The organism is Pseudomonas sp. Irchel s3h9, assembly GCF_900187475.1.
GTDB lineage: Bacteria > Pseudomonadota > Gammaproteobacteria > Pseudomonadales > Pseudomonadaceae > Aquipseudomonas > Aquipseudomonas neuropathica.
Genome location: NZ_FYDH01000001.1, coordinates 277,955 through 304,136 on the forward strand (window position 1 = coordinate 277,955; position 26,182 = coordinate 304,136).

27 protein-coding genes and 1 pseudogene are annotated in these 26,182 nt (G+C 60.3%); 7 read left to right on the top strand and 21 right to left on the bottom strand.

Features of this window, described 5'->3' with window-relative positions; translation table 11 throughout:
• Positions 1-64: 64 nt before the first annotated feature.
• The 11 genes and pseudogenes from CKW26_RS30410 to ubiE all read right to left on the bottom strand — a co-directional run bounded on the left by CKW26_RS30410 (position 65) and on the right by ubiE (position 8,270).
• On the bottom strand, positions 65-937 hold the full coding sequence (locus tag CKW26_RS30410) for a methyl-accepting chemotaxis protein (protein WP_371857741.1): 873 nt from the start codon (positions 935-937) through the stop codon (positions 65-67).
• A pseudogene (locus CKW26_RS30415) lies at positions 920-1,981 on the bottom strand (methyl-accepting chemotaxis protein); the annotation flags it as partial. The pseudogene CKW26_RS30415 and the gene CKW26_RS30410, both read right to left, overlap by 18 nt.
• A 218-nt stretch (positions 1,982-2,199) precedes the next feature.
• Positions 2,200-2,907 carry a 16S rRNA (uracil(1498)-N(3))-methyltransferase gene (locus CKW26_RS01225; protein WP_095047194.1) on the bottom strand — a complete coding sequence of 236 codons (708 nt, stop codon included), beginning with the start codon at positions 2,905-2,907 and terminating at the stop codon, positions 2,200-2,202.
• Entirely contained in the window at positions 2,904-3,695 is a 792-nt protein-coding gene (gene tatC, locus CKW26_RS01230; RefSeq protein ID WP_095047195.1) for a twin-arginine translocase subunit TatC, read from the bottom strand. Before tatC ends, CKW26_RS01225 begins: the two co-directional genes overlap by 4 nt.
• Entirely contained in the window at positions 3,692-4,150 is a 459-nt protein-coding gene (tatB, locus tag CKW26_RS01235) for a Sec-independent protein translocase protein TatB (protein WP_064388885.1), read from the bottom strand. Before tatB ends, tatC begins: the two co-directional genes overlap by 4 nt.
• A 10-nt stretch (positions 4,151-4,160) precedes the next feature.
• Entirely contained in the window at positions 4,161-4,442 is a 282-nt protein-coding gene (locus CKW26_RS01240) for a twin-arginine translocase TatA/TatE family subunit (protein ID WP_003220847.1), read from the bottom strand.
• A 25-nt stretch (positions 4,443-4,467) separates the two neighbouring features.
• On the bottom strand, positions 4,468-4,800 hold the full coding sequence (locus tag CKW26_RS01245; RefSeq protein WP_003220849.1) for a phosphoribosyl-ATP diphosphatase: 333 nt from the start codon (positions 4,798-4,800) through the stop codon (positions 4,468-4,470).
• Positions 4,793-5,194: a phosphoribosyl-AMP cyclohydrolase gene (hisI, locus tag CKW26_RS01250; protein WP_007909357.1), complete on the bottom strand. Its 402-nt coding sequence runs from the start codon at positions 5,192-5,194 to the stop codon at positions 4,793-4,795. The genes CKW26_RS01245 and hisI overlap by 8 nt, the downstream gene beginning before the upstream one ends.
• Before the next feature lie 81 nt (positions 5,195-5,275).
• Positions 5,276-6,880: a ubiquinone biosynthesis regulatory protein kinase UbiB gene (gene ubiB, locus CKW26_RS01255; RefSeq protein ID WP_095047196.1), complete on the bottom strand. Its 1,605-nt coding sequence runs from the start codon at positions 6,878-6,880 to the stop codon at positions 5,276-5,278.
• The gene (locus tag CKW26_RS01260; protein WP_095047197.1) at positions 6,877-7,500 is read right to left on the bottom strand and encodes an SCP2 domain-containing protein; all 624 of its coding nucleotides are present in this window, start codon (positions 7,498-7,500) and stop codon (positions 6,877-6,879) included. Before CKW26_RS01260 ends, ubiB begins: the two co-directional genes overlap by 4 nt.
• Entirely contained in the window at positions 7,500-8,270 is a 771-nt protein-coding gene (gene ubiE / locus CKW26_RS01265) for a bifunctional demethylmenaquinone methyltransferase/2-methoxy-6-polyprenyl-1,4-benzoquinol methylase UbiE (protein WP_008080626.1), read from the bottom strand. Before ubiE ends, CKW26_RS01260 begins: the two co-directional genes overlap by 1 nt.
• A 154-nt stretch (positions 8,271-8,424) precedes the next feature.
• On the opposite strand from ubiE, the gene CKW26_RS01270 reads away from it, so the two are divergent.
• The 3 genes from CKW26_RS01270 (at position 8,425) to CKW26_RS01280 (ending at position 10,286) form a co-directional block, all read left to right on the top strand.
• On the top strand, positions 8,425-8,700 hold the full coding sequence (locus CKW26_RS01270) for a polyhydroxyalkanoic acid system family protein (RefSeq protein WP_093430067.1): 276 nt from the start codon (positions 8,425-8,427) through the stop codon (positions 8,698-8,700).
• Positions 8,701-8,932: 232 nt separating this feature from the next.
• Positions 8,933-9,355: a phasin family protein gene (locus CKW26_RS01275; protein ID WP_034152971.1), complete on the top strand. Its 423-nt coding sequence runs from the start codon at positions 8,933-8,935 to the stop codon at positions 9,353-9,355.
• 10 nt (positions 9,356-9,365) lie between these two features.
• Positions 9,366-10,286, top strand: a complete 921-nt coding sequence (locus tag CKW26_RS01280; protein ID WP_095047198.1) for a phasin family protein — start codon at positions 9,366-9,368, stop codon at positions 10,284-10,286.
• 270 nt (positions 10,287-10,556) lie between these two features.
• Here the strand turns inward: CKW26_RS01280 and CKW26_RS01285 are convergent, their stop codons facing one another.
• The 9 genes from CKW26_RS01285 to argS all read right to left on the bottom strand — a co-directional run bounded on the left by CKW26_RS01285 (position 10,557) and on the right by argS (position 20,948).
• Complete coding sequence (locus CKW26_RS01285; protein ID WP_093430069.1) at positions 10,557-11,177, bottom strand: TetR/AcrR family transcriptional regulator; 621 nt, start codon at positions 11,175-11,177, stop codon at positions 10,557-10,559.
• A gap of 30 nt (positions 11,178-11,207) precedes the next feature.
• Positions 11,208-12,890 (bottom strand): class II poly(R)-hydroxyalkanoic acid synthase, encoded by a 1,683-nt coding sequence (gene phaC / locus CKW26_RS01290; protein WP_095047199.1) that lies wholly within the window; start codon positions 12,888-12,890, stop codon positions 11,208-11,210.
• 136 nt (positions 12,891-13,026) lie between these two features.
• On the bottom strand, positions 13,027-13,881 hold the full coding sequence (gene phaZ, locus CKW26_RS01295) for a poly(3-hydroxyalkanoate) depolymerase (RefSeq protein ID WP_034152967.1): 855 nt from the start codon (positions 13,879-13,881) through the stop codon (positions 13,027-13,029).
• A gap of 85 nt (positions 13,882-13,966) precedes the next feature.
• On the bottom strand, positions 13,967-15,646 hold the full coding sequence (phaC, locus tag CKW26_RS01300; RefSeq protein WP_095047200.1) for a class II poly(R)-hydroxyalkanoic acid synthase: 1,680 nt from the start codon (positions 15,644-15,646) through the stop codon (positions 13,967-13,969).
• 258 nt (positions 15,647-15,904) lie between these two features.
• Complete coding sequence (locus tag CKW26_RS01305) at positions 15,905-16,276, bottom strand: gamma-butyrobetaine hydroxylase-like domain-containing protein (RefSeq protein WP_176471277.1); 372 nt, start codon at positions 16,274-16,276, stop codon at positions 15,905-15,907.
• 143 nt (positions 16,277-16,419) lie between these two features.
• Positions 16,420-17,757 (bottom strand): ATP-dependent protease ATPase subunit HslU, encoded by a 1,338-nt coding sequence (gene hslU, locus CKW26_RS01310; protein WP_095047201.1) that lies wholly within the window; start codon positions 17,755-17,757, stop codon positions 16,420-16,422.
• A gap of 54 nt (positions 17,758-17,811) precedes the next feature.
• On the bottom strand, positions 17,812-18,342 hold the full coding sequence (hslV, locus tag CKW26_RS01315; protein ID WP_016984593.1) for an ATP-dependent protease subunit HslV: 531 nt from the start codon (positions 18,340-18,342) through the stop codon (positions 17,812-17,814).
• 151 nt (positions 18,343-18,493) lie between these two features.
• On the bottom strand, positions 18,494-19,210 hold the full coding sequence (locus CKW26_RS01320; RefSeq protein ID WP_007909385.1) for an SPOR domain-containing protein: 717 nt from the start codon (positions 19,208-19,210) through the stop codon (positions 18,494-18,496).
• A gap of 1 nt (position 19,211) precedes the next feature.
• Positions 19,212-20,948 (bottom strand): arginine--tRNA ligase, encoded by a 1,737-nt coding sequence (argS, locus tag CKW26_RS01325; protein WP_095047202.1) that lies wholly within the window; start codon positions 20,946-20,948, stop codon positions 19,212-19,214.
• Here argS and CKW26_RS30175 point away from each other — a divergent pair.
• Positions 20,947-21,069, top strand: a complete 123-nt coding sequence (locus CKW26_RS30175) for a hypothetical protein (RefSeq protein WP_256579857.1) — start codon at positions 20,947-20,949, stop codon at positions 21,067-21,069. The two genes, argS and CKW26_RS30175, sit on opposite strands and share 2 nt — an antisense overlap.
• Positions 21,070-21,162: 93 nt before the next feature.
• Here CKW26_RS30175 and CKW26_RS01330 read toward each other — a convergent pair whose 3' ends face one another.
• Complete coding sequence (locus tag CKW26_RS01330; protein ID WP_095047203.1) at positions 21,163-23,382, bottom strand: primosomal protein N'; 2,220 nt, start codon at positions 23,380-23,382, stop codon at positions 21,163-21,165.
• A 287-nt stretch (positions 23,383-23,669) separates the two neighbouring features.
• On the opposite strand from CKW26_RS01330, the gene rpmE reads away from it, so the two are divergent.
• The 3 genes from rpmE (at position 23,670) to CKW26_RS01345 (ending at position 26,164) form a co-directional block, all read left to right on the top strand.
• Positions 23,670-23,897, top strand: a complete 228-nt coding sequence (gene rpmE / locus CKW26_RS01335; RefSeq protein WP_016984589.1) for a 50S ribosomal protein L31 — start codon at positions 23,670-23,672, stop codon at positions 23,895-23,897.
• Between the two features lie 14 nt (positions 23,898-23,911).
• Positions 23,912-24,712 (top strand): thermonuclease family protein, encoded by an 801-nt coding sequence (locus CKW26_RS01340; protein WP_095047411.1) that lies wholly within the window; start codon positions 23,912-23,914, stop codon positions 24,710-24,712.
• 183 nt (positions 24,713-24,895) lie between these two features.
• On the top strand, positions 24,896-26,164 hold the full coding sequence (locus CKW26_RS01345) for a malic enzyme-like NAD(P)-binding protein (RefSeq protein WP_090280412.1): 1,269 nt from the start codon (positions 24,896-24,898) through the stop codon (positions 26,162-26,164).
• The last annotated feature ends 18 nt before the right edge of the window (positions 26,165-26,182 follow it).

Here is a 26,182-nt window from a genome sequence, read left to right on the forward strand (position 1 = left end):
TGCATGCGCGACGCGGAGCGTCACAGGATGCGTTCCCACGCAGAGCGTGGGAACGATCGTTGGGCTAGACCTTAAATCGACCGACCAACATCTGCAGATGCGTCCCCAACCGCGCCAGCTCAACGCTGGACGCCGCGGTCTCTTCACTCGCCGCCGACGTCTGATCCGACACATCCCGCACATTCAGCACGCTACGGTTGATCTCTTCAGCCACCGCACTCTGCTGCTCGGCCGCTGCCGCAATCTGCTGGTTCATCGCCTGAATCGCCGAAACGGTGCGAGTAATGCTTTCCAGCGAACCACCGGCACGGCGGGTCAGCTCAACGCTGCTGTCGGTGAGGGTGCGGCTGTTGTCCATGATCGTTGCCACTTGCTGGGTGCCGTTTTGCAGGCCGACGATAAGTTCTTCGATTTCTTCGGTGGACTTCTGCGTACGTTGCGCAAGGCTGCGCACTTCGTCGGCGACCACGGCAAAACCACGCCCGGCTTCACCGGCACGCGCGGCCTCGATGGCGGCGTTGAGGGCCAGCAGGTTGGTTTGCTGGGCCACGGATTTGATCACGTCGAGGACGCTGCCGATCTTGTCGCTTTCGCGCTTCAGTTCACCCATGGCTTCGGTCGAGTGACCGACTTCAACGGCCAGGCGTTCGATCTGAGCAATCGCTTCGCCGACGACCTTGTCCCCTTCGCGGGCCTGTTGGTCAGCAGCGACGGCGGCTTCGGAAGCCTCTTCGGCGTTACGCGCGACTTCCTGCACGGTGGCGGCCATTTCGTTCATGGCGGTGGCGACCTGGTCGGTCTCGATTTTCTGATTGTTGACCCCGGCGCTGGTCTGCTCGGTCACCGCCGACAGTTCTTCAGCGGCGCTGGCGATCTGGGTGACGCCATCGCTGATCCCGCCGACCAGTTCACGCAGGCCTTGGGTCATGCTCTGCATCGAACGTTGCAGTTGGCCGAGTTCGTCGCGACGCAGGGAAACCAAGTTGTGCGTCAGGTCGCCCGCAGCCACGCGCTCGGCGACTTTCAGGGTCTGGTTCAGCGGGATGATGATCTGGCGGGTGATTGCCCAGGCGGCCAGCAGACCGAACGCTACGGCCAGTGCGGTGGCGATCAGCAGCAAGTTTTTGGCACGTGCGGCATCGGTGTCACGTACGACGGTTTGCGATTCAGTCAGTTTCTTGCTGACGGCGATCAAAATGTCACCCTGAGCAGACATGTTGACCAGTGCTGCAGCGTTTTTTACTTGAGAATCACGGAATTGAGCCACGGCTGCACGGTAAGCCTTGAGCGACTCGGTGGCTTGCTGCAGGTTGGCGATATGCTGATCTGGGACGCGGGACGGCAGGCTTTCGAGGTTTTTCAGGGCATTGTCGATCGCGGTCAGGGCTGGTTGCTCGGCATCGGCCTTACCGCTGTAGGTGTAACCGCGCACCTGATATCGCGCTTGCTGCAGCAGCTTGCTCAGTTCGATCACCGCGTTGTATTGCGCGATGCTGTCGCCTTGCAGCAGCGCGCTCTCGACCGCGCCGACCTTGGACACGGCATTGTCGGCATTGGCGCCCAGCTTGCTGCGTGCGTCTTCACGCTGCACGGTGGCCTGCGTCATTTCACCGAAGGCACGCTTGTATTCGGCCACGGCAGCCAATTGTTGATCGACCATCGCCACATCGGACGGCTGCTCGATCATGCCGCGTGCCGATTGCAGGCCGCTTTCGAGTTTGCTCAGGAATTCGTTGACCGTGCCCGGTCCCTGCTCGCCGCGACGCATGTCGTAATCCATGCGCGCCAGGCGCAGGTCCTTGGTCAGCTCATTGAGGCTGGAGATAAAACCCAGCTTGTCACCACGGCTGATGATGCCGCTCATGCCGGTCCAGCCGGTGAAGGTGATCAACAGTGTCAGCAACAGCACCAGGCCGAAACCGATGCCCAGCTTGCGTTTGACGCTGACGTTTCCAAGACTCTCGGCTAACCAACGGTACATGCGACGACTCCCCGACCACTAATTGGACTTATGGAGAGGGTATCGGCCGAATAATGGCAATCTGTAACACCATTTATCCGGGACGCCGCCATCCTGTAGGAGCTGTCGAGTGAAACGAGGCTGCGATCTTTTGATCTTGTTTTGTTGAAGCAAAATTAAAAGATCGTCCGATCGCGGCCCGAGCCTTCGGCAGCTCCTACACGGGAGCGGAGTTGAACTTAGAAGAGCCGGGCGAGCAGGGCGGTGACGGCGGTTTCGACGCGCAGGATGCGCTCGCCGAGTTGCACCGGTTGCAGGCCCGATTTGGCCAGCAAATCTATTTCGTAGGGGATCCAGCCACCTTCGGGACCGATGGCCAGGGTGACGGGTTCGCTGAGGGCGCGTGGGCACGGCGGGTAGTTACCGGGATGGCCGACCAGACCGAGGGTGCCGTCGGTAATCGCCGGCAGCCGATCCTCAACAAACGGCTTGAAGCGCTTCTCGATGATGATTTCCGGCAGCACGGTGTCGCGGGCCTGTTCGAGGCCGAGGATCAAATTTTCGCGAATCGCCTCAGGCTCAAGAAACGGCGTCTGCCAGAAACTCTTCTCGACCCGATAGCTGTTGACCAGAATCACCTTCGACACGCCCATGGTCGCCACGGTCTGAAACACCCGGCGGAGCATTTTCGGCCGCGGCAGGGCGAGTACCAGTGTCAGCGGCAGCTTGGCAGGTGGCGGCTGATCCAGGCTGACGCGCAGCTCGGCTTCACCTGTTTCCAGTCGCAGCAGTTCAGCCGTGCCCATCAGCCCGTTGATACGGCCAACGCGCAGGCTGTCACCAACTTCCGAACGGTGAACTTCCTGCATATGGGTCAGGCGGCGATCACGCAGCACCACACGGTCGGCCGCAATGAAGTCAGCCTCTTCGAGCAACAGCAGGTTCATGCCTGGGTCGCTGGCGGCTGGTCGTTGTGGTCGTCGGCCGGGTTTTCTTCCGGACGTTCGCGCTTGCTGATCAAGCCACCGAACAGGATGCCGATTTCAAACAACATCCACATCGGCACGGCTAGCAGGGTCTGCGAGAAAATGTCCGGCGGCGTCAGGATCATGCCGACCACGAAGCAGCCGATGATCACGTACGGGCGGATCTTCTTCAGGTAGGCAACGTCGACCACGCCAATCCACACCAGCAGCACCACGGCCACCGGGATCTCGAACGCCACGCCGAAGGCGAAGAACAGCGTCATGACGAAATCGAGGTAACTGGCGATGTCGGTCATCATTTCCACGCCGGCCGGGGTGGCGGCAGCGAAGAACTTGAAGATCAGCGGGAACACGAAGTAATAGGCGAACGCCATGCCGGTATAGAACAGCAGGATGCTGGACACCAGCAGTGGCACCGCGATGCGTTTCTCATGTTTGTACAGACCTGGCGCGATAAAGCCCCAGATCTGATGCAGGATCACCGGGATCGCGAGGAACAGCGAAACCATCATCGTCAGCTTCAGCGGCGTCAGGAACGGCGACGACACGTCGGTGGCGATCATCGTCGCGCCGACCGGCAGGTACTGGCGCAGCGGCGTCGAGACGAAGGTATAGATCTGCTGGGTGAACGCAAACAGCCCGGCGAAGATGATGAAGATCGCCGCCACACAACGCAGCAGGCGGGTGCGCAACTCGGTGAGGTGCGAAACCAGCGGCATGTGCTGGTCGTTTTCGGGGAGATCGCTCATGGGGCTCGCGGCGGCAAAGTGGTGTCGTGAGGCGCAGGTGTGATCGGCGCGGCGGTTGGCGCAACGTGTTCAACAGATTGTTCCACAGCGGCTGGCGCCGGCTCTGTCGGTGCTACAACGGCAGCGGGTGCCGGTGCTGGCGTAACAGGCGCGGTCGGCGCATGAATCGTCTGCTGACCCACATGCTCAACCGGCGTCGGTTCTTGCTGAACCGGATTGAAAATCTTCCGCGCCTCCTGCTCCAGCGACAGAATGTGCTCGTTGTGCAGTTGCCGACGGATTTCGTCAGCACCGATTTCACGTTCAACTTCCTGTTTGATCGCGTTGAAGCTGCGCTTCAGCCGTCCGACCCACAGGCCGGCGGTGCGTGCAGCGCCCGGCAGACGCTCGGGGCCCAGCACCAGCAGGGCGACGAGGCCGACGAGCAGCAGTTCAGAGAAGCTGATACCAAACATTAGTCAGTGCTCACACGTCTTTGCGGATCGGCTCTTCGACTTTCTGCGCCTGCACGTCGATGGTGTGCGGCGGATTGGCCTGAGCGGTGGCTTGCGGCTGCACCGGTGGCACTGGCTGCGCAGGTGTCACGGTTGGATCGGCAGCCGGTTTTTCATCGTCGTTCATGGCTTTGCGGAAGCCCTTGATCGACTCGCCAACGTCGGTGCCGAGGTTTTTCAGTTTCTTGGTGCCGAACACCAGCACCACGACAACCAGAATGACGATCCAGTGTTTCCAGTCAAAAATGCCCATGTTGCTGTTCCTCTCTAAAAATTGTTCAGGCGGACGGACGCGAGGCTTTCTCGACGTGTCCGGACAGGCCGAAGCGACGATCCAGTTCATCCAGCACGGCCTGCGGATGCTGCCCCAGTTGGGCGAGCATGACCATGCTGTGGAACCACAGGTCGGCGGTCTCGTAGATCACGTCGCTGCAGTCGCCGCTGATGGCGGCGTCCTTGGCGGCAATAATGGTTTCGACCGACTCTTCGCCGACTTTCTCCAGAATCTTGTTCAGGCCCTTGTGATACAGACTAGCCACATACGAGCTGTCGGCGGCTGCGCCTTTGCGCTCTTCAAGTACCTGAGCGAGGCGGGTCAGGGTGTCACTCATGTTTGTGTCCTGCGGAATAGATAGCGTGCGGGTCTTTCAGGACTGGGTCGACTGTCTTCCAGTCGCCGTTTTCGAAGACACGGTAAAAGCAGCTTTGACGGCCGGTATGGCAAGCGATGTCGCCGATCTGTTCAACCATCAGGATGATCACGTCGGCGTCACAGTCCAGACGCATCTCATGCAAGGTCTGCACATGGCCGGACTCTTCGCCCTTGCGCCACAGCTTGCCACGGGAACGTGACCAGTAGATTGCACGGTTTTCCGCAGCGGTCAGTTCGAGCGCTTCGCGGTTCATCCAGGCCATCATCAGCACGCGTCCGGTCTTGTGATCCTGGGCAATCGCCGGCACCAGGCCATCAGCGTCCCATTTGATCTCGTCCAGCCAGTTTTTCATCTTCGACTCCGACAGCGAACCCCACACTTCAATAGTCGGGTTCAGGCATTGAAACAGTGTGCCAGCCGTTCACGAAACTGGCTATCGGCGAACGACCAGATACAAGCCGACTGCCACCATGATTCCGGCCGGCCAATGCCCCAATTCGTGCAGCGGGCCACCGATGGTCAGGATCACCCCGCCCGCCAGATGCGCGCAACCGAGCAGGCGCAGGAACCAGTCGTCCTTGCGTTTGTGCCACGGTGGCGGCGGGTCATAGGCGTGCGGCTGGGACATGCGTTCGAGCAGATCGCGGGCCATGTTGGCCAGATGCGGAAGCTGTTCGAACTGGCTCTGCACGTTGCCCAGCAAGGCTTTCGGGCTGACGCGCTCGCGCATCCAGCGCTCGAGGAATGGCTGCGCGGTGTTCCACAGATCCAGATCCGGATACAACTGACGACCGAGGCCTTCAATGTTTAACAGGGTCTTTTGCAGCAGCACCAGTTGCGGCTGCACTTCCATGTTGAAGCGCCGTGCGGTCTGGAACAGGCGCATCAGCACCTGGCCAAATGAAATATCTTTTAACGGTTTTTCGAAGATCGGTTCGCACACCGTACGGATCGCCGCTTCGAATTCGTTGAGTTTGGTTTCCGCCGGCACCCAGCCCGAATCGATGTGCAATTGCGCCACGCGACGGTAGTCACGCTTGAAGAACGCGAACAGGTTGCGCGCCAGATAATCCTGGTCTTCCGGGGTCAGGCTGCCGACGATGCCGCAGTCGATCGCGATGTATTGCGGGCTCCACGGGTTGACGGTGCTGACGAAGATGTTGCCCGGGTGCATGTCGGCGTGGAAGAAACTGTCGCGGAACACTTGGGTGAAGAAAATCTCCACACCGCGCTCGGCGAGCATTTTCATGTCGGTACGCTGGTCGGCAAGGGTCGCCAGATCGGTGACCTGGATGCCGTAGATACGCTCCATCACCAGCACTTTCGGTCGGCACCAGTCCCAATAGACTTGCGGCACGTAGAGCAGCGGCGAACCTTCGAAGTTACGCTTCAACTGGCTGGCGTTGGCCGCCTCGCGCAGCAGATCGAGTTCGTCGTAGATGGTTTTTTCGTAGTCCTGGACCACGTCGACCGGGTGCAGCAGGCGCGCATCGGCGGAGAGTTTTTCGGCAGTGCGGGCGAGGATAAACAGCCACGCCAGATCCTGCGCGATGATCGGCTTCAGACCCGGCCGGATCACTTTGACCACCACTTCTTCGCCGGTTTTCAGCTGCGCGGCATGTACCTGCGCCACGGAGGCTGAGGCCAGTGGCTCAACGTCGAAACGGCTGAACACGTCGCTGATCTTCTTGCCCAACTGTTCTTCGATCAGCTTGATCGACAGCTGCGAATCGAACGGCGGCACGCGGTCCTGCAACAGCATCAGCTCATCGGCGATGTCTTCCGGCAGCAGGTCGCGGCGGGTCGAAAGAATCTGCCCGAACTTGATGAAGATCGGTCCCAGATCCTGCAACGCCAGACGCAGACGCGCGCCCCGGCTCAGGTCCAGCGGCTTGCGCGGGAACCAGCGCCACGGCAGCACGTAGCGCAGCGCCAAGAGAAACCAGGGCAGCGGCAGATCGAACAGCAGGTCATCGAGGCGGTAGCGGATCACGACGCGCTGGATGCGCAATAGACGGCGGACGGCAAGCAGCTTCATGCGTTATCGCTTGGGTCGAGGGATCGGGAAAGGCGCTCGAAACGCGCCTCGAGACGTTCCAGATCAAGTTTGATCCGGTCCAGTTCGCTGAATCGCGCTTCGGCTTCGCGCTGCCCGACGAGGGTGCGCGATTCTTCGGCGAGGTATTCGGCGAGGTTCTGGTTGAGGCTGGCAAATCCTTGTTGATACCAGCGTGCGCGGCTGCGCAGATGGCCACCGACCAGTTGCGTGGCGACCGGGCCGAGCCAGCGCGAGAGTTCGTACTCCCAGTCCAGCTCAAGGTCTTGCAGCACACCGGCCAGCTCCAGCAGCAAGCCGCTGTCGCCATCGAGCTCGACTTCCGGGGCATGCAGCACTGCGGTCTTGTCTTTGCTCACGGCCAGTTTGATCAGGCTCGAGGCCGGCGCACGCAGGGTGCAGTCGACACCGGTTTCCCAATGCGAGGCCAGCATCAGACCTTCATCACTCGGCAGGATGAACAGTTGCAGCGCCGGGCTGCGGCAGTCGACGGCAATCACCTTGCCGGTCAAATGCGCCAGCCGCGGCAGCGCCGTGCTGTCGAGACGCAGCACCCGGTTGAGGCCGAGTTCAACGCTGGCGAGCAGCCCGGTGAGCAACATCAGGGCTTGATGCCGCGGTGCAGGGCGACGATGCCTGCGGTCATGTTGTGATAGGTCACGCGGTCGAAACCGGCGTCGACCATCATCGACTTCAGGGTTTCCTGATTCGGATGCATGCGGATCGATTCGGCCAGGTAGCGATAGCTTTCCGAGTCGTTGGTGATCAGCTTGCCCATCAGCGGCATGAAGGCGAACGAATAAGCGTCGTAGGCTTTCGACATCAGCGCGTTGGTCGGTTTGGAGAATTCCAGCACCAGCAGACGACCGCCGGGCTTGAGCACGCGCAGCATCGAACGCAAGGCGTCTTCTTTGTGCGTCACGTTGCGCAGGCCGAAAGCGATGGTCACGCAGTCGAAGTGGTTGTCCGGGAACGGCAGTTTTTCCGCGTCCGCCTGAACGAATTCGACGTTGCCAGCGACACCCAGATCGAGCAGGCGGTCACGGCCGACCTTGAGCATCGATTCGTTGATGTCGGCCAATACCACCTGACCGGTCGGGCCGACCAGGTGCGAGAACTTTTTGGTCAGGTCACCGGTACCGCCGGCGATGTCCAGCACGCGGTTACCGCTGCGTACGCCCGACAGTTCGATCGCGAAACGCTTCCACAGGCGGTGCATGCCGCCCGACAGAAGGTCGTTCATCAAGTCGTATTTCGCGGCTACCGAGTGGAAAACTTCAGCGACTTTTTCCGCTTTCTGGCTTTCCGGAACGTTTTTGAAGCCGAAGTGAGTGGTGGGTTCGGCATCGCTGCCTTTGCGCTGATCAGTCATATCGCTGTCACCAAAAGAGAATGCGCGACATTCTAATCCCCAAGCCATGCTTTGTCTTGGAATGGCTAAAGGTAAGATGGGCAATCCTCGGGACGATTTGCCGCAGCGGCGGTCAAGATTTACCGACACATCTTTTTAAATCAGGAGTCATGTAATGGCCAAAATCACTGTTGAGCGTGCCCACAACCTGGGTAAGGAAGCCGCCCGCGAGAAGGCCGACAAGCTGGCGCAAAAACTCTCCGATCAATATGGCCTTGAGCCGCAATGGTCGGGCGATACCCTGAACCTCAAGCGTTCGGGCGTGAAAGGCGCGGTGCATGTGGCGGACGATTCGATCAAGGTCGATGTGGAGTTGGGCATCATGATGTCGGCCATGAGCGGCATGATCAAAGCCGAAATCGAAAAAGCCCTCGACAAGGCTTTGGTCTGAAACACGATCCCTTGTAGGAGTGAGCCTGCTCGCGATAGCGGTCTGTCAGTCGACTCCATTTTTGACTGATACACCGCTATCGCGAGCAGGCTCACTCCTACATTTGTTTTGTGGTGCTCCCTCTGTTTATGTCAGTTGTTAGGGTGCCGTTTCTAATTTTTCTGCCTACTTTGTGCCTGAGCCCGACACTTTTCCGGGCAGTTCCTCAAACCTTCTGCGCGTGAGGTGCACCATGGCCAAAGTCATTTTGAAGAAAAAAATCGACGCTTCGACTTCTGCTCTGAGCGACGTCAAATCCTATGCCCGCAAGATCTGGCTGGCAGGCCTGGGTGCCTACGCCAAGGTCGGCCAAGAGGGCAGCGACTACTTTCAAGAGCTGATCAAGGCTGGTCAAACTGTTGAAAAGAAAGGCAAAAAAGCCGTCACCGAAAAACTCGAAGCGGCCAACGCCGAGATCGATGAAGCCAAGAGCGAAGTCAGCTCGTTCAAAGGTCGTGTCGAAGTTCAGCTCGACAAGGTCGAGAAGGCGTTCGACTCCCGTGTAGCAAGCGCCTTGAATCGTATCGGCATTCCGTCTAAACATGACGTTGAGACACTCTCTGCTAAGCTCGATGAGCTGACGGCATTGCTCGAACGCGTCGCGCGTAAATCTTAAGGAGAACGGGATGGCTGGTAAAAAGAACACCGATAAAGAAGGCAGCTCGTGGATCGGGAAAGTCGAAGACTACTCCCGCAAAATCTGGCTGGCTGGTTTAGGCGTGTACTCGAAGATCGACACTGACGGCAGCAAGCTCTTCGATACATTGGTCAAAGACGGCGAGAAAGCCGAGAAGCTCACCAAATCCGCAGTCGGCAAAAAAGTCGACGCTGCCAAGGATTCCGCTTCTTCGGCCAAGTCGCGCATCAGCGGCGTGAAAGATCGCGCACTGGGCAAATGGGACGAGCTGGAAGGGGCTTTCGACAAGCGCCTGAACAGCGCAATTTCGCGCCTGGGTGTACCGAGCCGCAATGAGGTCAAAGCACTGCATAGCAAGGTGGAAACCTTGACCAAGCAGATCGAAAAACTCACCGGTCTGAAAACCCAACCGGCGGCGAAAACCGCTGCGGCAAAACCGACCGCGAAAACGGCTGCGGCCAAACCAGCAGCCAAGTCTGCTGCCAAGCCACTGGCCAAAGCGGCAGCTAAACCTGCTGCTAAAGCCGCGGCCAAGCCAGCAGCGAAAACCGCAGCCGCCAAGCCTGCAGCCAAAGCCGCAGCCAAACCGGTTGCCGCCAAAGCCGCTGCCAAGCCGGCAGCTAAACCTGCGGTCAAAACTGCAGCGAAACCCGCCGCCAAGCCAGCAGCGAAAACTGCTGCCGCCAAACCGGCTGCCAAGCCTGCAGCGAAACCTGCTGCGGCGAAGAAACCGGCAGTGAAAAAACCGGCCGCGCCGAAAGCCGCTGCGCCGAAACCGGCCGCACCTGCTGCAGCCAAACCTGCCGCTCCGGCAGCTCCGGTGAGTGCGTCGAATTCCGCCGCAGCACCGACTCCGGCGGCCACCCCGACTGCTGCATCGACCCCGTCGACGCCAACCAGTCAGTCCTGATTTTTCAGGGCAAAACAAAACGCCCGGCCTGTGAAGGTCGGGCGTTTTTGTTTGTGCATTTCAAGGCCGCCCCTCACCCCAGCCCTCTCCCAGAGGGAGAGGGGGCCGAACGAGGTGTCTTGCGTCGTACGTCGACCTGAACGATCGAGTCGATTATGGATTCAACAAAACCCTTTCAGGTCGGTGTAGCTCATCAGCATCCCCCAATCAGTCCCCTCTCCCTCCGGGCGGTCCGACGTTTCGGGAGGGCTAGGGTGAGGGGCTTTTGATTCAGTCGTGATCTTCAAGGTATTGCAGGGCCATCCGCTCCGTGGCGACCTTCACCGGCGGCAACAAATGCGGCGCCACCAGCATCATGATCTGGTACACAACCAGCCTCACCTCACCCTCACGATCCAGAATTCGCTGATAATCCAGCGAAAACAGCAACGTCATGGTGATCTGCTCAACCAACTGCCCCAGCGCCTGCGTATCACTGACCAACTGTCCCGAAGCCTTCAACCGCGCGAGCAACGACGCCAGCGTACGCTTCAGCGCATTGAGCAGATGACGAATGCCCTTGGCCAGTTTTGGCAAGCGCCCGGCGAGGTTCGACAGGTCCTGAAACAGGAAGCGGTACTGCGCCAGTCGCTCGACGATCAAATGCAAAAACAGCCAGTAATCCTCCGGCGCCAGTTCCACATCCGAGGGTGGATCAAGCAGTGGCGCCAGTTCACTCTGGAAGCGTTCGAACAGGCCGAGAATCAGCGGTTCCTTGCCATGGAAGTGGTAGTAGAGATTGCCCGGGCTGATCCCCATTTCGTTCGCCACCTCCATGGTGGAGACGTTCGGCTCGCCCTTTTCGTTGAACAGTTGCAAAGCACATTCGAGAATCCGGTCGCGGGTTTTCATCCAGTCTTCTTAGAAAAGTTCGGTTAAGCGTCAGCGCACACGCACGTAAGTACCGGGCGCTGCCTCCATCGGTGGATAGTTCGGGTTGCCGAGGGTAAACGTGGTTTCGTGCTGGGCGCCGGAGCGCTGTTGAATCCACTCCAGCCACTGCGGCCACCAACTGCCATCGACGTGTTTACCATCGTAGTACCAGGCACGCGGGTCGCTGCTCATCTTGCCGTTCTCGACGTAGGCAGCTTTCGGGTTGCTCGGCGGGTTGAGAATGCTCTGCACATGGCCGCTGTTGGACAGCACGAAACGCCGCTCGCCACCGAGCAGCAGGGTCGAGCGATACACCGCATCCCACGGCGTGATGTGGTCGTTCATGCCGGCGACGCTGAAGCTGTCGACGGTGACTTTCTGCAGGTCGATCGGCGTGCCGCACACTTCCAGCCCACCCGGATGGGTCAGCGGGTTGTGTTTGAAGAAGTCCAGCAGGTCGCCGTGAAATGCCGCTGGCAGACGGGTGTTGTCGTTGTTCCAGTAGAGGATGTCGAAGGCCGGCGGCTCTTTGCCCAGCAGGTAATTGTTGACGAAGTAGCTCCAGATCAAATCGTTGGGGCGCATCCAGGCGAAGACCTTGGCCATGTCGCGACCGTCGAGCACGCCTTTCTGGTACGAGCGGCGCTTGGCGGCTTCGAGGGTTTGTTCATCGGCGAAGAGGGTGGCCGGGGTTTCAATCTGGCTGTCGAGCAGGCTGACCAGGTACGTCGCACTGGAGACGCGGCGCAGTTGCCGCTTGGCCTGCAAATGCCCTTGCAGGGCGGCGATGGTCAGGCCGCCAGCGCAGGCGCCCATCAGGTTGACCTCGCGGGCACCGGTGATCGCCCGACAGATGTTCATCGCCTCTTCCACCGCCTCGACATACGTCGACAGGCCCCATTCGCGATGGCGTACATCCGGGTTGCGCCAACTGATCATGAAGGTCTGCAGGCCGTTTTTCAGTGCGTACTGGACGAAGCTGTTGTGTGGGCTGAGGTCGAAAATGTAGTACTTGTTGATTTGCGGCGGCACCACCAGCAGCGGCTTGGCGTACTGCTTTTCGCTCATCGGTCGGTACTGGATCAGCTCAAGCAAATCGTTGCGAAACACCACCGAGCCGGTGGTGGTGGCCACGGTCTTGCCGACCTCGAAAGCCTGTTTGGTCACCTGACGTGGCAGGCCGTCGTTGTGCAGCAAGTCATCGAACAAATGACTGATGCCGCGTACCAGACTGTGCCCGCCGGAGTTGAACAGCTCCTTGACCGCCAGCGGGTTGAGCAAGGTGTTCGACGGCGCCACAGCGTCGTTGAGCAGGGTGAAGGCGAAATGCGCGCGGGCGCGATCGTCATCGCTCATGTTGCTTTCGTCGATCCAGCTTTTGACCTGTTTTTGCCAGGCCAGATAGGCCTGCAGGCTGCGCCGGTAGAACGGATTGAGGCTCCACGCCGGGTCAGCGAAACGGCTGTCGTTCGGATTGGTCGGGTGCAGGGTTTCGCCGAGCAGCACGCGGCCCAATTGACCGCCGAGTTTCAACGCGTGCTTCGCACTGTGAATCGGATTGCGCAGGCCATGGGCGGCGACGCTGCGCAAGGTCGAGATCAGGTCCCGGCCACGCAGGCCGGTGATCGCACTTTGTGCGTTGATGAACACGGCGGGGCTGGGCACTACGCCCGTCGCTGGTTTGTCGCGCATGACTCAACACTCCTTCGTCTTCAGGCCAAAAACAAACTCACCGAACCAGAACACCATAGACGCTGTTGCGGGTTGCTGCCTGCGGGGCGTCCTGCCGCGCACTCTTTAAAGGCCTGCATAAAGCCTGCCGCCGGGGTTAACCGCCGAGCGGTGTCGGATGCGGGTGCATCACCGCGCGCTGACGTTCCTCCTGGAGAAATTTCATGATGATCGGCGCCACCGCTTCGGCGCGGGTAATCAGAAACAGGTGGCCGTCGTCGATGATGTGCAGTTGCGCGTTGGGAATGCGCCAGGCGAGCATGCGCATGTTGATCAGCGGGATCAGCGGATCGTCATCGCCGGCCAGCACCAGCGTTGGCTGATGGATCTTGTGCAGCCAGTGAATGCTGGTCCAGCCGAGGCCGGCGAACAGTTGCCAGTAATAACCGAGCTTGCCCGCCGAACGCACTTTCGCGGCGTGGCTGGCGGCCAGGGTCGGGTCGCGACGGAACGAGCCGCCATAGATCAGCGGGGCGATACGGATCACGTGGGACGGCTGAATGTAGCGCCGCGGACTGGCCATCATCCACAGCACTTTTGGCTTGCCCGGCACCATTACTGCACCGGCCGCGGTCGCCGCGAGCACCAGTTTCTTGCAGCGCTCGGGGTAGTCGTAAGCGAACTGCTGCGCCAGTGCGCCGCCCCACGACACGCCGATGACGTTGACCTGGCCGTAGTCGAGGTAATCGAGCATCCGTGACGTCAGTTTGGCCAGCCCTGGAAAGCGATACGGCCGGTTCGGCGTCGAGGAACCGCCGACACCGGGCACGTCAAAGGCGATCACTTCCAGATCCGGGTCCAGCGCCGCGACAAACGGAAACACCAGCTCCAGGTTGGCGCCGATGCCGTTGAAAATCAGCAAGGGCGTCAAGTGAGGCTTGCCGGGGCGTACCGCCGTGCGGAGGGTCTGGCCATCCAGATCGACGGTACGGAATATGAACGGTTGCGGCATGCGTCAGGCCCTGTGGATTTAAATTCACCACACCCCGTGTAGGAGCTGCCGAAGGCTGCTCCTACACGGGGTGTGGTGGTGTCAGTTACCGCTCGTGAACGTATGTGCCCGGCGAGGCTTCACCGGCCGGGTACGCTTTGTTGCCCAGTTTCAGCGGGGCCTTTTTCAGGTTGCCCGAGCGCTCGGCCTGCCACGTCTGCCAGTACAGCCACCAGGAGTCGGTGTGCTTGGTCGAGTTCTCTTGCCACTCATCGGCATTGGCCGCCATTTCTTCGCCGGTCATGTAGCGCGATTTCGGGTTGCCCGGCGGGTTGAGAATGCTCTGGATATGCCCGCTGCTCGACAACACGAACTCGACCTTGCCACCAAACAACTGCGCCGACTTGTAGCAGGACTTCCACGGCGTGATGTGGTCGTTGGTGCCGGCCAGCGAGAAGATGTCGGCCGTGACCTGCTTGAGGTCGATCGGCGTGCCGCACACTTCCAGTGCATTCGGGCGGATCAGTGGGTTGTTTTTGAACATCTCGATCAGGTCGCCATGGAACGCGGCGGGCAGGCGGGTGGTGTCGTTGTTCCAGAACAGGATGTCGAACACCGGCGGCTCGTTGCCGAGCAGGTAGTTATTGACCCAGTAGTTCCAGATCAGATCGTTCGGGCGCATCCAGGCGAAGACCTTGGCCATGTCTTTGCCTTCCAGTACACCGGCCTGATAGGAGTGGCGCTTGGCGGTCTCCAGAGTCTGCTCGTCGACGAACAGGGCGACGTCGCTGTCCAGCGTCGTGTCGAGCACGCTGACCAGCAGCGTGAGGGCATTGACCTTCTTCTCGCCGATCGCCGCGTAATGGCCGAGCAGGGCGGTGCAGGTGATGCCACCGGAGCAGGCACCGAGCATGTTCACGTCTTTGCTGCCGGTGATCGCGGTCACCACGTCGACCGCTTCTTTCAGGGCATCGATGTACGTCGACAGGCCCCACTCGCGCTGGGCCTTAGTCGGGTTGCGCCAGCTGACGATAAACGTCTGCACGTTATTGCGCAGGCAGAAGCGCGCCAGACTCTTGTCCGGGCTCAAATCGAATACGTAGAACTTGTTGATCTGCGGCGGCACCACCAGCAATGGGCGCTCGTGGACTTGCTCGGTGATCGGCTTGTACTGGATCAGCTCCAGCACGTCGTTGCGAAACACCACCGCGCCTTCGGTCACGCCGAGGCTCTTGCCGACTTCGAACGCGCCCATGTTGACCTGGCTCGGCATGCCGCCGTTGTGCACCAGATCCTTGGCCAGATGCGAGAGGCCGTCGAGCAGGCTTTTGCCGCCGGTTTCGAAGAAGCGTTTGACTGCTGCGGGGTTGGCCGCCGTGTTGGTCGGGGCCATGGCTTCAGTCATCAGGTTGATGACAAAGTGGCCGCGCGCGATGTCTTTGGGTGACAGGCTGCTGTCATCGATCCAGGCATGAAGTTCCTTGCGCCACGCCAGGTAAGTTTGCAGATAACGTTTGTAGAGCGGGTTCTGGCTCCACGCAGGATCAGCGAAGCGACGGTCATCGCCTGCCGGTTGCAGTTCGGATTTGCCGAACAGCACGTTCTTCAGTTCGAGGCCGAAATGGGTGACGTGCCTGGCACTATGGATCGGTTGTTTGATGGCCTGTTTCAGCACCATACGAGCAGAGGCCAGCAGATCCTTTCCGCGTAGCCCAACGACGGGATTAAGCCCCAGGGTGTTTTCCGAGGCTTGGTACTTCAGGTCATCGTTATTCTTGTTACTCATCTACGACGCTCCATTGTCCTGAGACGAGTACCCGGTTTTCTGCTGTGCAGTTCCACAGCCAATGCCAGGTACTACTGCTCGGGTGACCGTTAATTCTGCATAGCTGCTTTACAGTCGTAGAGCACTGCAGGGAACTTGCCAGCTCCATTGGTTACCCGAGTTTAATTTTTTTCGCAAGCAGGCCGATCCTCGGCCACACAGCAGAGCATTCAAACAGATGAATTTAGAAAATGCCCTCTAATGAGCGCAAGGCTCGGACTAGAGCATCAGCTTGACGATCGACTCGCTCGGGTCGCGGGTTTTTCCGGCGGCTTTGAGCTCGGCCAGATAATCGGCCCAGAGTGCGTCATAACGTCGCCCCAGCTCGTAGAGATAATCCCAGGTGAACAAGCCACTGTCGTGACCGTCGTCGAAGGTCAGTTTCAGTGCGTAGTGACCGGCCGGTTCCAGCTTGCTCAGACCAACGTTGAGCTTGCCGAATTGCAGGATCGGTTTGCCGTGGCCCTGGACTTCAGCGGAGGGCGAATGCACGCGCAGGAATTCGGCGGGCAAGGTGTATTCCTCGCCGGACGAATAGGTAAGCGTCAGGGTTTTCGAGGCTTTGTGCAGTTTGATGTCGGTGGGGATCATGAGCAGGTATCCGTCTTGTGCGGAACCTTGTGGGAGCGAGCTTGCTCGCGAAAGCGGTGGTTCAGCCAACACAAAGGTTGAATGTAACGCCGTCTTCGCGAGCAGGCTCGCTCCCACAGTTCCATTACATCTGTAAGTATGGCTTACAGGATATAACGGGACAGGTCTTCGTTCTGCGCCAATTCGCCGAGGTGGCTGTTGACGTATTCGGCGTCGATCAGAATCGGCTTCTCATCGTGGGTGCTGGCCAGATCGCCGGCACTGAACGAAACCTCTTCGAGCAGACGCTCAAGCAGCGTGTGCAAGCGACGGGCACCGATGTTTTCGGTTTTCTCGTTGACCTGCCAGGCGATCTCCGCCAGACGCTTGATGCCTTCCGGCTGGAACTGGATGTTCAGGCCTTCGGTTTTCAGCAGTGCGCAATATTGTTCGGTGAGCGAAGCGTGCGGCTCGCTGAGGATGCGCTCGAAGTCTTCCGGGCTCAGGGCCTTGAGTTCGACGCGGATCGGCAGGCGACCTTGCAACTCAGGCACCAGATCGCTCGGCTTGCTCAGGTGGAACGCACCGGAGGCGATAAACAGGATGTGGTCGGTCTTGACCATGCCCAGTTTGGTGTTGACGGTGCAGCCTTCGATCAGCGGCAGCAGGTCGCGCTGCACGCCTTCACGGGACACATCGGCGCCGCCGACGTTGCCGCGCTTGGCGACTTTGTCGATCTCGTCGATGAACACGATGCCGTGCTGTTCAACCGCTTCCAGCGCTTTGGCTTTCAGCTCTTCTTCGTTGACCAGACGCCCGGCTTCTTCGTCGCGCACTAGCTTTAGCGCTTCTTTGACCTTGAGCTTGCGCGCCTTCTTCTTGCCCTTGCCCATGTTGGCGAACAAGGACTGCAACTGGTTGGTCATTTCTTCCATGCCGGGCGGCGTGGCGATTTCGATGCCGGCGACTTCGGCCACTTCGATTTCGATTTCCTTGTCATCCAGCTGACCTTCGCGCAGGCGCTTGCGGAACAGCTGGCGCGTGTTGGAATCGCTGCTTGGCGTTTCTTCATTGCTGAAGCCCATGCGCGCCGGCGGCAGCAGTGCGTCGAGGATACGATCCTCGGCAGCGTCTTCGGCGCGATGGCGAACGCGGGTCATTTCCTGCTCACGGAGCATCTTGATCGCGGCGTCGGCCAGATCACGGATGATCGATTCGACGTCACGACCGACGTAGCCGACTTCGGTGAACTTGGTCGCTTCGACCTTGATGAACGGTGCGTTGGCCAGTTTCGCCAGGCGACGGGCGATCTCGGTTTTACCGACACCGGTCGGGCCGATCATCAGGATGTTCTTCGGGGTCACTTCAACACGCAGCTCTTCAGGCAGCTGCATGCGGCGCCAGCGGTTGCGCAGGGCAATCGCGACGGCGCGCTTGGCATCGTCCTGGCCGATGATGTGGCGGTTGAGTTCGTGGACGATTTCGCGGGGAGTCATGGACATAATAATTGACGGTCCTCAAGCAGAAACAAGCCGTGGCACAGGGCCGCGTCAGGCTTATTCAGCGAGATCCTGCTCCTCAATGGTCTGAGTGTGGTTGGTGAATACACAGATGTCGCCGGCGATACCGAGGGCGGTTTCGACGATTTCACGGGCCGACAGATCGGTCTTTTTCAGCAGGGCGCTGGCCGCGGCTTGCGCGTAGCCGCCGCCGGAACCCATGGCGATCAGGCCGTCTTCGGGCTCGACCACATCACCGTTGCCGGTAATGATCAGCGAGGCGTCCTTGTTGGCGACCGCGAGCATGGCTTCGAGGCGGCTCAGGGAGCGGTCGGTGCGCCATTCTTTGGCGAGTTCGACAGCGGCGCGCACCAGGTGGCCCTGATGTTTTTCAAGTTGGCCTTCGAAACGTTCGAAGAGGGTAAATGCGTCGGCGGTGGCACCGGCAAAACCGGCGATGACCTGGCCGTGGTACAGGCGACGGACTTTTTTCGCGTTGCCTTTCATCACGGTATTGCCGAGAGAAACCTGGCCGTCGCCGCCCATGACGACTTTGCCGTGACGGCGGACTGAAACGATGGTGGTCAAGGGAAGAGTCTCCACACAGCGGGGCGAAAGTGCCTTATGCCCATTCATATGGGGGTGCTGGAGAGGATTTCAACCGTAGCGCGGCAGAGGGGACGAGCGGCGTGTTGCACCTGATCGTTCCCACGCAGAGCGTGGGAACGATCGGCGGTGATCAGCGGCTCTGGCGTTGTTGTAACAACAGGTTGCTGAAGCCGGCGCCAGCCAGTTGTTTCTGTGCAGTAGTCAGTTGCTCACGGTTGCTGAACGGCCCGACCAAAACGCGATACCAGGTTTCATCCTTCACCGTGCCGGACTCAACCGCTACCGCCTGACCGAGCAGAATGATCTGCGCACGAACCTTGTCAGCATCGGTTTCCTTGCGGAACGAGCCGGCCTGCAAGAAGAACTTGGTTACCGGTGCCGCTTTGCTCACCGGCGGTGCTGGTGGCGGGGTAATCCCGGCCAACGCTGCCTGCGCGCGCGCGGTGTCGATCTTCGCCGCTTCCGCCGGGGTCACCGGCGTGGTCGGAATGGCCGGCACTTGTGGCGTCGGCAAGGTCTTCTCCGGGACGGCGTCCGGCGGCACGATCACTTCCGATTCCGGCAGCAGGGTGTAGAAGTCGTACTTCGGCTTCACCGGTTGCGTCGGGCTCGGCGGGGTCTTGTTGGCCTCGGCGATCTTCGACGCTTTCTGCTGTTGCGCCTGTTCGACTTTCTCGCGCTTGACCGTGTCGCTGCCCTTGCCCGGCTCCAGCTTCATCAGAAACACGATGAACGCGCCGACCGTGAGGCCGATGGCCATCCACAGCCAACCCGGAATCGGTTGCTTCGCAGGAGCTTGGTAACGGCTGGCGCCACGCTTGGGTGCAGGTTTTTTCTTGGCAGCCAACTTACATACGCTCCAGAGTTTCCAGACCCAACAGCTCCAGGCCTTGCTTGAGGGTGCGACCGGTCAACGCGGCCAGGCGCAGACGGCTCTGCATCTGGGCCGGGGTTTCGGCGGCGAGGATCGGGCAGTTCTCGTAGAAGCTGGAGAACAGACCGGCAACGTCGTACAGATAAGTGCAGAGAATGTGCGGCGTGCCTTTGTCGGACACGTTGTTCAGCACTTCGCCGAACTGCGCCAGTTTCGCCGCCAGCTCTTGCTCATGTGCGGCTTCCAGCACAATCTGGCCATCGACTTCGCTGAAGTCCTTGCCCAGTTTGCGGAACACGCCGGCGACGCGGGTGTAGGCGTAGAGCAGGTACGGTGCGGTGTTGCCTTCGAAGTTCAGCATCAGGTCGAAGTTGAAGCTGTAGTCGCTGGTGCGGTGCTTCGACAGGTCGGCGTATTTCACCGCGCCGATGCCGACGACTTTGGCGATGTTGCGCAGCTCGTCTTCGGCCAGTTCCGGGTTCTTCTCTTTCACCAGGTTGTAGGCGCGTTCCTGCGCTTCGGTGAGCAGATCGATCAGCTTCACGGTGCCGCCGTCACGGGTCTTGAACGGACGGCCATCGGCGCCGTTCATGGTGCCGAAGCCCATGTGTTCCATCTCCATCGGATGGGTGACGAAACCGGCCTTGCGCGCCACGGCGAAGACTTGCTGGAAGTGCAAGGCCTGACGCTGGTCGACGAAGTACAGCGCGCGATCGGCTTTCAGTTTGCCGCTGCGGTAGCGCACAGCCGCGAGGTCGGTGGTGGCGTACAGGTAACCGCCGTCAGCCTTGACGATGATCACCGGCAGCGGGTCGCCGTCGGCGTTCTTGAACTCGTCGAGGAACACGCACTGCGCGCCGTTGCTTTCGACCAGCATGCCGGCGGCTTTCAGATCGTTGACCACGTTGATCAGGTCGTCGTTGTAGGCGCTTTCGCCCATCACGTCGGCCATGGTCAGTTTGACGTTGAGCAGTTCGTAGATCTTCTGGCAGTGCGACAGCGAGATATCCTTGAACTTGGTCCACAGCGCCAGGCACTCGGCATCGCCGGCCTGCAGCTTGACCACCAGGCCACGAGCGCGGTCGGCGAATTCTGCGGATTCGTCGAAACGCTGCTTGGCGGCGCGGTAGAAGTTTTCCAGGTCCGACAGCTCATCGCTGGTGATCGGGTTTTCCTGCAGATACGCCATCAGCATGCCGAACTGGGTGCCCCAGTCGCCGACGTGGTTCTGACGGATCACTTCGTCGCCGAGGAATTCCAGTACGCGCGCCACGCCGTCGCCGATGATGGTCGAGCGCAAGTGGCCGACGTGCATCTCTTTGGCCAGGTTCGGTGCCGACAGGTCGACCACGGTGCGCTGCGCCGGGCCAGCCTTGCGCACGCCAATGTGAGCATCAGCCAGTGCGGCATCGAGGCGGTTGGCCAAGGCCTGGGTGTTCTGGAAGAAATTGATGAAGCCCGGGCCGGCGATTTCGGCCTTGGTGACGTTCTCGTCGGCAGGCAGTGCGGCAATGATTTTTTCCGCCAGGTCGCGCGGCTTCATGCCCGCAGGCTTGGCCAGCATCATGGCGATGTTGCTGGCGAAGTCGCCGTGGGTCTTATCACGGGCGTTCTCCACCTGGATCGCCGGCGACAGGCCTTCAGGCAACACACCTTCGTTGACGAGTTGGGTGAGGGCTTGTTGGATCAGCTGGCGAATGGTGTCTTTCATGGTCTTCTCTTTCGACCGCAAGCGCGGCGGGCGCATCGATGCGCGGGTGGAAAAACTGGGCATTATCCGTTGCGAAGACGGGCTTGCCAACCTTAGCAGGCAGCTTATGGATATGTGGTGACATTCAGATCAAAAGATCGCCGCCTGCGGCGGCTCCTACACGGGGATACGCATTTTCCTGTAGGAGTTGCCGAAGGCTGCAATCTTTCGATCTTCAATACAAATCGACGGGATCGACATCCAGCGACCAGCGCACCGCGCGCCCACTCGGCATCTGCTCCAGCACCAGCAACCAACTGGCCAGCAACCGATGCAGCGGCGCCCGTGCTGTCGCCTGCAACAACAGCTGCGCGCGATAACGTCCGGCGCGGCGTTCCATCGGCGCCGGCACTGGCCCGAGCAATTCGATCCCGCTCAGGTTCTGCTCAGCCAGCAGACGCTCAGCCTCGCTGCACGCTTCATCGAGAAAGCCTTCCGCTTGCCCCGGCTTGTGCGCTTCGGCACGCAGCAGTGCCAGATGCGCAAACGGCGGCAACCCGGCGGCGCGGCGCTCGCTCAAGGCCTGTTCGGCGAAGGCGAAATAGCCCTGTTCGGTGAGTTGCACCAATAAAGGATGGTCAGCGAGGTGTGTCTGGATAATCACCTTGCCCGGCTCTTCCGCTCGCCCGGCACGCCCGGCCACCTGCACGATCAGCTGCGCCATGCGCTCGCTTGCGCGGAAGTCGCCGGAGAACAGGCCTCCGTCAGCATCGAGGATCGACACCAGCGTCACCCTTGGAAAATGGTGCCCCTTGGCCAACATCTGCGTGCCGACCAGAATGCACGGCTGGCCCTTCTGGATCGTCGCGAACAGTTGATTCATTGCGTCCTTGCGCGACGTGCTGTCACGGTCGACGCGCAGCACCGGGTAGTCGGGGAATAGAATCGCCAGCCGTTCTTCGGCACGTTCAGTACCCGCGCCGACCGGGCGCAGATCGACCTTGTTGCACTTTGGGCACTGGCGCGGCGTGCGCTCGACGTAGCCACAGTGATGGCAACGCAGTTCGCCGTAGCGCTGGTGCACAGTCATCCGCGCATCGCAGCGCGAACACTCGGACATCCAGCCGCAGTCATGACACAACAGTGTCGGGGCGAAGCCGCGCCGGTTGAGGAACACCAGCACTTGCTGGCCGTTGGCGAGGGTCTGGCCGATGGCTTGCTGCATCGGCCCGGAAATACCGCTGTCCAGTGGACGGCTTTTCACATCCAGCCGCAGGAAGCGTGGCTGCTTGGCACCGCCAGCACGTTCATTCAGGCGTAGGAGGCCGTAACGGCCGGTGTAGGCGTTGTGCAGGCTTTCCAGCGATGGCGTCGCGGAACCGAGGACGATCGGGATGTTTTCCTGCCGCGCACGTACCAGCGCCAGATCGCGGGCGTGGTAGCGCAAACCTTCCTGCTGTTTATAAGAACCGTCGTGCTCTTCATCGATGATGATCAGCCCGGGGTTTTTCATCGGCGTGAACAGCGCTGAACGGGTGCCGATAATAATGTCGGCCTCGCCATCGCGGGCGGCGAGCCAGGCGTCGAGGCGCTCGCGATCATTGACCGCCGAGTGCAGCAGAGCGATGCGCGCGTTGAAGCGCTGCTCGAAACGCGCCAGGGTCTGCGGGCCGAGGTTGATCTCCGGGATCAGCACCAGCGCCTGTTTGCCGGCTTCGAGGGTTTCGCGGATCAGTTGCAAATAGACTTCGGTCTTGCCGCTGCCGGTGACCCCGGCCAGGAGGAACGCGTGATAACTGTCGAACCCGGCACGGATCGCTTCGTAGGCGGCACGTTGCTCGGCGTTGAGTGGCAACTCCGGTTGTGCCAGCCAGTGTTCGTGACGCGCGCCCGGTGCGTGGCGGCGGATTTCCACCTGCACCAGATTTTTCGCCAGCAGCAGATCAAGGCTGTCCTTGCTCAGCATCAGTTTGCTCAGCAACTGATGGGCGACGCCGTGCGGGTGTTGAGCCAGCGTCGCCAGTGCTTCGCGCTGGCGCGGTGCGCGGGCGATGCGCGGATCATCAAGGCTGGCGCCCGGGACGATCGACCAGAAACGCTCCTGCCGCGCCTCGGCCAGCTCGCCTTGGCGCAGCAGGACTGGCAGCGCCCAGCTCAGGGTGTCGCCGAGGCTGTGCTGATAATACTGCGACGTCCACAGGCACAGCTTGAACAGCGCCGGTGGCAGTGGCGCTGTGGCGTCGAGCAGGGCCAGTGCTGGTTTCAGTTTCTCCACCGGCACTTCGCTGGTGTCCGTGACCTCGACCAGAATCCCGATCATCTCGCGTCGACCGAACGGCACTCGCAGGCGCATGCCCGGCTGCAATTGCTCACGCAGCACACCGGCCGGGGCTCGATAGTCGAACAGGCGGCGCAAGGGTGAAGGCAGGGCGAGGCGCAGAATGGCGTCGGGCACGCGGGGGGATCTCTATAAACGGGCGGTATGGCTCGGCACATAACCTTGTAGGAGTGAGCCTGCTCGCGATAGCGGTCTGTCATTCAACATTTATGTCGTCTGAAATACCGCTCTCGCGAGCAGGCTCACTCCTATAAAGGAATCGCGTATTGGGCCGGGAGCCTAGCAGACGGTCGGTCTCGGTGACAGCTTGCGTGTTTGAAAAGGTCTGGTAGAATCCGCGGCCTAATTACGTGCGGTATTCAACAATAGTGTTGGGTGGCGGCACGCTAGCTGAGGAAGACACCATGAAAGCTGATATCCACCCGAATTACCCAGTCATCGCTGTTACCTGCAGCTGTGGCAACAAGTTCGAAACTCGTTCGACTTTCGGCAAAGCTCTGCCAATCGACGTTTGCAACGAATGCCACCCGTTCTACACCGGTAAGCAGAAGACTCTGGACACTGGCGGCCGCGTTCAGCGCTTCGCAGACCGTTTCGGTGCTTTCGGCAAGAAACCTGCTGCTGCAGAGTAAGGTTGAAGGGCCCGGTGGGCTTTTCCTCGTTGCTGAAAAAGGCGTCCCTCGCGGGCGCCTTTTTTGTGTCTGCGATTTGGCTATCCGGCGCGCAGGCCTTCTGTCCGGCGCCTGCGGGACTGGCCAGCGTCACCGTGCAGCGCGTGGTCGATGGCGACACGCTGCGCCTGAGCGACGGTCGCAGCGTACGCATGATCGGCCTCAACACGCCTGAGCTGGGCAGACAGGGCCGCAGCGACGAACCCTTCGCCGTGGCGGCACGCAAACGCCTGCAAGCGCTGGTCGATGCCAGCGGCGGACGTGTCGGTTTGCGCCCCGGCAAGCAAGCCAAAGACCATTACGGGCGTACGCTCGCGCATATTTACAGCACCAGCGGCGCCAATCTCGAAGCGCAAATGCTCGCCGATGGCCTCGGTTTCCAGGTCGCGGTTGCGCCGAATGTCGATCTTGTTGCCTGCCAGCAAGCCGCCGAACGCAGTGCGCGAAAGGCCGGGCTGGGCCTCTGGCGGCAATCACCTGTACTGAAAGCGGAGCAGATCCAGCGCTCGGGTTTCGCCGTGATCAGTGGGCGTGTGAGCAAGGTTCAGCGCAATCGAGGCGGAATCTGGATCGAGTTGCAGGACTCTCTTGTATTGCGCGTTGCTCCCAATCTGGTCAGACAATTTGACAATGCCCGATTGCAGGCGTTGAAAGGCAAGCAGATCGAGGCTCGCGGCTGGATCGTTGATCGTTCCAGGCGCGGTGGATTGCAATCCGGCCAGTCGCGCTGGCTGCTTCCGTTGACGGATCCTTCAATGTTGCAAACGCCGCGCTGAAGAAAAATTGTAGACATTTTTTCTGTCGATTGTGAACAGTCTAGCCCTTGTGCGCCGTGGCTCTTGGCCCAAAGTAGTAGGGCAGGGCGCTTGACAGGGGTGACCGCTCAGTCTTGTGGGGACTTTGCGAGGCGCGTATCCTCGCTGACCAGTCTGTCCAACAGTAAAAAGCGGAATGCCAAAATGTCTGATCTGAAAACTGCCGCTCTCGAATATCATGCCAATCCTCGTCCAGGGAAGCTGAGTGTCGAGCTCACCAAGGCCACTGCTACCGCTCGCGACTTGTCGCTGGCCTACAGCCCCGGCGTAGCTGAACCAGTGCGTGAGATCGCTCGCGATCCTGAACTGGCCTACAAATACACCGGCAAGGGCAACCTGGTTGCAGTCATTTCCGATGGCACCGCGATTCTCGGTCTGGGCAACCTCGGCCCATTGGCTTCCAAGCCGGTAATGGAAGGTAAAGGCGTACTGTTCAAGCGCTTCGCCGGCATCGACGTTTTCGACATCGAGGTCGACTCCGAAAGCCCGCAAGCCTTCATCGATACCGTAAAACGTATCTCCATCACTTTCGGTGGTATCAACCTGGAAGACATCAAGGCACCCGAGTGCTTTGAGATCGAACGTGCTCTGATTGAGCAGTGCGACATTCCGGTATTCCACGATGACCAGCACGGCACCGCGATCGTGACCGCTGCGGGCATGATCAACGCCCTGGAAATCGCTGGCAAAACCCTGCCAGAAGCGAAAATCGTCTGCCTGGGCGCCGGCGCTGCCGCCATCTCCTGCATGAAACTGCTGGTGAGCATGGGCGCACGCATCGAAAACATCTTCATGGTTGACCGTACCGGTGTGATCCACTCCGGCCGTGACGACCTGAACCAGTACAAAGCGGTATTCGCTCACGCCACCGAGAAGCGCAGCCTGGCTGACGCACTGGCAGGCGCTGATGTGTTCGTCGGTCTGTCCGGTCCGAACCTGCTGAGCGCTGAAGGCCTGCTGTCGATGGCGGCCAACCCGATCGTGTTCGCCTGCTCGAACCCGGATCCGGAAATCTCCCCGGAGCTGGCGCACGCTACCCGTAGCGACGTGATCATGGCTACCGGCCGTTCGGACTACCCGAACCAGGTCAACAACGTGCTGGGCTTCCCGTTCATCTTCCGTGGTGCTCTGGACGTTCGCGCCAAGCGCATCAACGAAGAAATGAAAGTGGCTGCCGCCAACGCCCTGCGTGAACTGGCCAAGCTGCCTGTTCCTCAGGACGTGTGCGATGCCTACGGTGGTGCTCCGCTGGAATTCGGCCGTGAGTACATCATTCCGAAGCCAATGGACAAGCGCCTGATCACCCTGATCTCCGACGCTGTGGCCAAAGCCGCGATCGAGACCGGTGTGGCCACCCTGCCGTATCCGAAGAACTACCCGCTGAAAAGCGTGGATGACGTGTTCAACGGCTAAGCCGTTGTAGCGCTTCAA

What these genes read in the sequence shown, in the direction of transcription:
- CKW26_RS30410 (WP_371857741.1), bottom strand. Translation starts at nt 937, where the DNA reads ATGCAGAGCATGACCCAAGGCCTGCGTGAACTGGTCGGCGGGATCAGC.
- CKW26_RS01225 (WP_095047194.1), bottom strand. Translation starts at nt 2,907, where the DNA reads ATGAACCTGCTGTTGCTCGAAGAGGCTGACTTCATTGCGGCCGACCGT.
- tatC (WP_095047195.1), bottom strand. Translation starts at nt 3,695, where the DNA reads ATGAGCGATCTCCCCGAAAACGACCAGCACATGCCGCTGGTTTCGCAC.
- tatB (WP_064388885.1), bottom strand. Translation starts at nt 4,150, where the DNA reads ATGTTTGGTATCAGCTTCTCTGAACTGCTGCTCGTCGGCCTCGTCGCC.
- CKW26_RS01240 (WP_003220847.1), bottom strand. Translation starts at nt 4,442, where the DNA reads ATGGGCATTTTTGACTGGAAACACTGGATCGTCATTCTGGTTGTCGTG.
- CKW26_RS01245 (WP_003220849.1), bottom strand. Translation starts at nt 4,800, where the DNA reads ATGAGTGACACCCTGACCCGCCTCGCTCAGGTACTTGAAGAGCGCAAA.
- hisI (WP_007909357.1), bottom strand. Translation starts at nt 5,194, where the DNA reads ATGAAAAACTGGCTGGACGAGATCAAATGGGACGCTGATGGCCTGGTG.
- ubiB (WP_095047196.1), bottom strand. Translation starts at nt 6,880, where the DNA reads ATGAAGCTGCTTGCCGTCCGCCGTCTATTGCGCATCCAGCGCGTCGTG.
- CKW26_RS01260 (WP_095047197.1), bottom strand. Translation starts at nt 7,500, where the DNA reads ATGTTGCTCACCGGGCTGCTCGCCAGCGTTGAACTCGGCCTCAACCGG.
- ubiE (WP_008080626.1), bottom strand. Translation starts at nt 8,270, where the DNA reads ATGACTGATCAGCGCAAAGGCAGCGATGCCGAACCCACCACTCACTTC.
- CKW26_RS01270 (WP_093430067.1), top strand. Translation starts at nt 8,425, where the DNA reads ATGGCCAAAATCACTGTTGAGCGTGCCCACAACCTGGGTAAGGAAGCC.
- CKW26_RS01275 (WP_034152971.1), top strand. Translation starts at nt 8,933, where the DNA reads ATGGCCAAAGTCATTTTGAAGAAAAAAATCGACGCTTCGACTTCTGCT.
- CKW26_RS01280 (WP_095047198.1), top strand. Translation starts at nt 9,366, where the DNA reads ATGGCTGGTAAAAAGAACACCGATAAAGAAGGCAGCTCGTGGATCGGG.
- CKW26_RS01285 (WP_093430069.1), bottom strand. Translation starts at nt 11,177, where the DNA reads ATGAAAACCCGCGACCGGATTCTCGAATGTGCTTTGCAACTGTTCAAC.
- phaC (WP_095047199.1), bottom strand. Translation starts at nt 12,890, where the DNA reads ATGCGCGACAAACCAGCGACGGGCGTAGTGCCCAGCCCCGCCGTGTTC.
- phaZ (WP_034152967.1), bottom strand. Translation starts at nt 13,881, where the DNA reads ATGCCGCAACCGTTCATATTCCGTACCGTCGATCTGGATGGCCAGACC.
- phaC (WP_095047200.1), bottom strand. Translation starts at nt 15,646, where the DNA reads ATGAGTAACAAGAATAACGATGACCTGAAGTACCAAGCCTCGGAAAAC.
- CKW26_RS01305 (WP_176471277.1), bottom strand. Translation starts at nt 16,276, where the DNA reads ATGATCCCCACCGACATCAAACTGCACAAAGCCTCGAAAACCCTGACG.
- hslU (WP_095047201.1), bottom strand. Translation starts at nt 17,757, where the DNA reads ATGTCCATGACTCCCCGCGAAATCGTCCACGAACTCAACCGCCACATC.
- CKW26_RS30175 (WP_256579857.1), top strand. Translation starts at nt 20,947, where the DNA reads ATGGTCTTCTCTTTCGACCGCAAGCGCGGCGGGCGCATCGATGCGCGG.
- argS (WP_095047202.1), bottom strand. Translation starts at nt 20,948, where the DNA reads ATGAAAGACACCATTCGCCAGCTGATCCAACAAGCCCTCACCCAACTC.
- rpmE (WP_016984589.1), top strand. Translation starts at nt 23,670, where the DNA reads ATGAAAGCTGATATCCACCCGAATTACCCAGTCATCGCTGTTACCTGC.
- CKW26_RS01345 (WP_090280412.1), top strand. Translation starts at nt 24,896, where the DNA reads ATGTCTGATCTGAAAACTGCCGCTCTCGAATATCATGCCAATCCTCGT.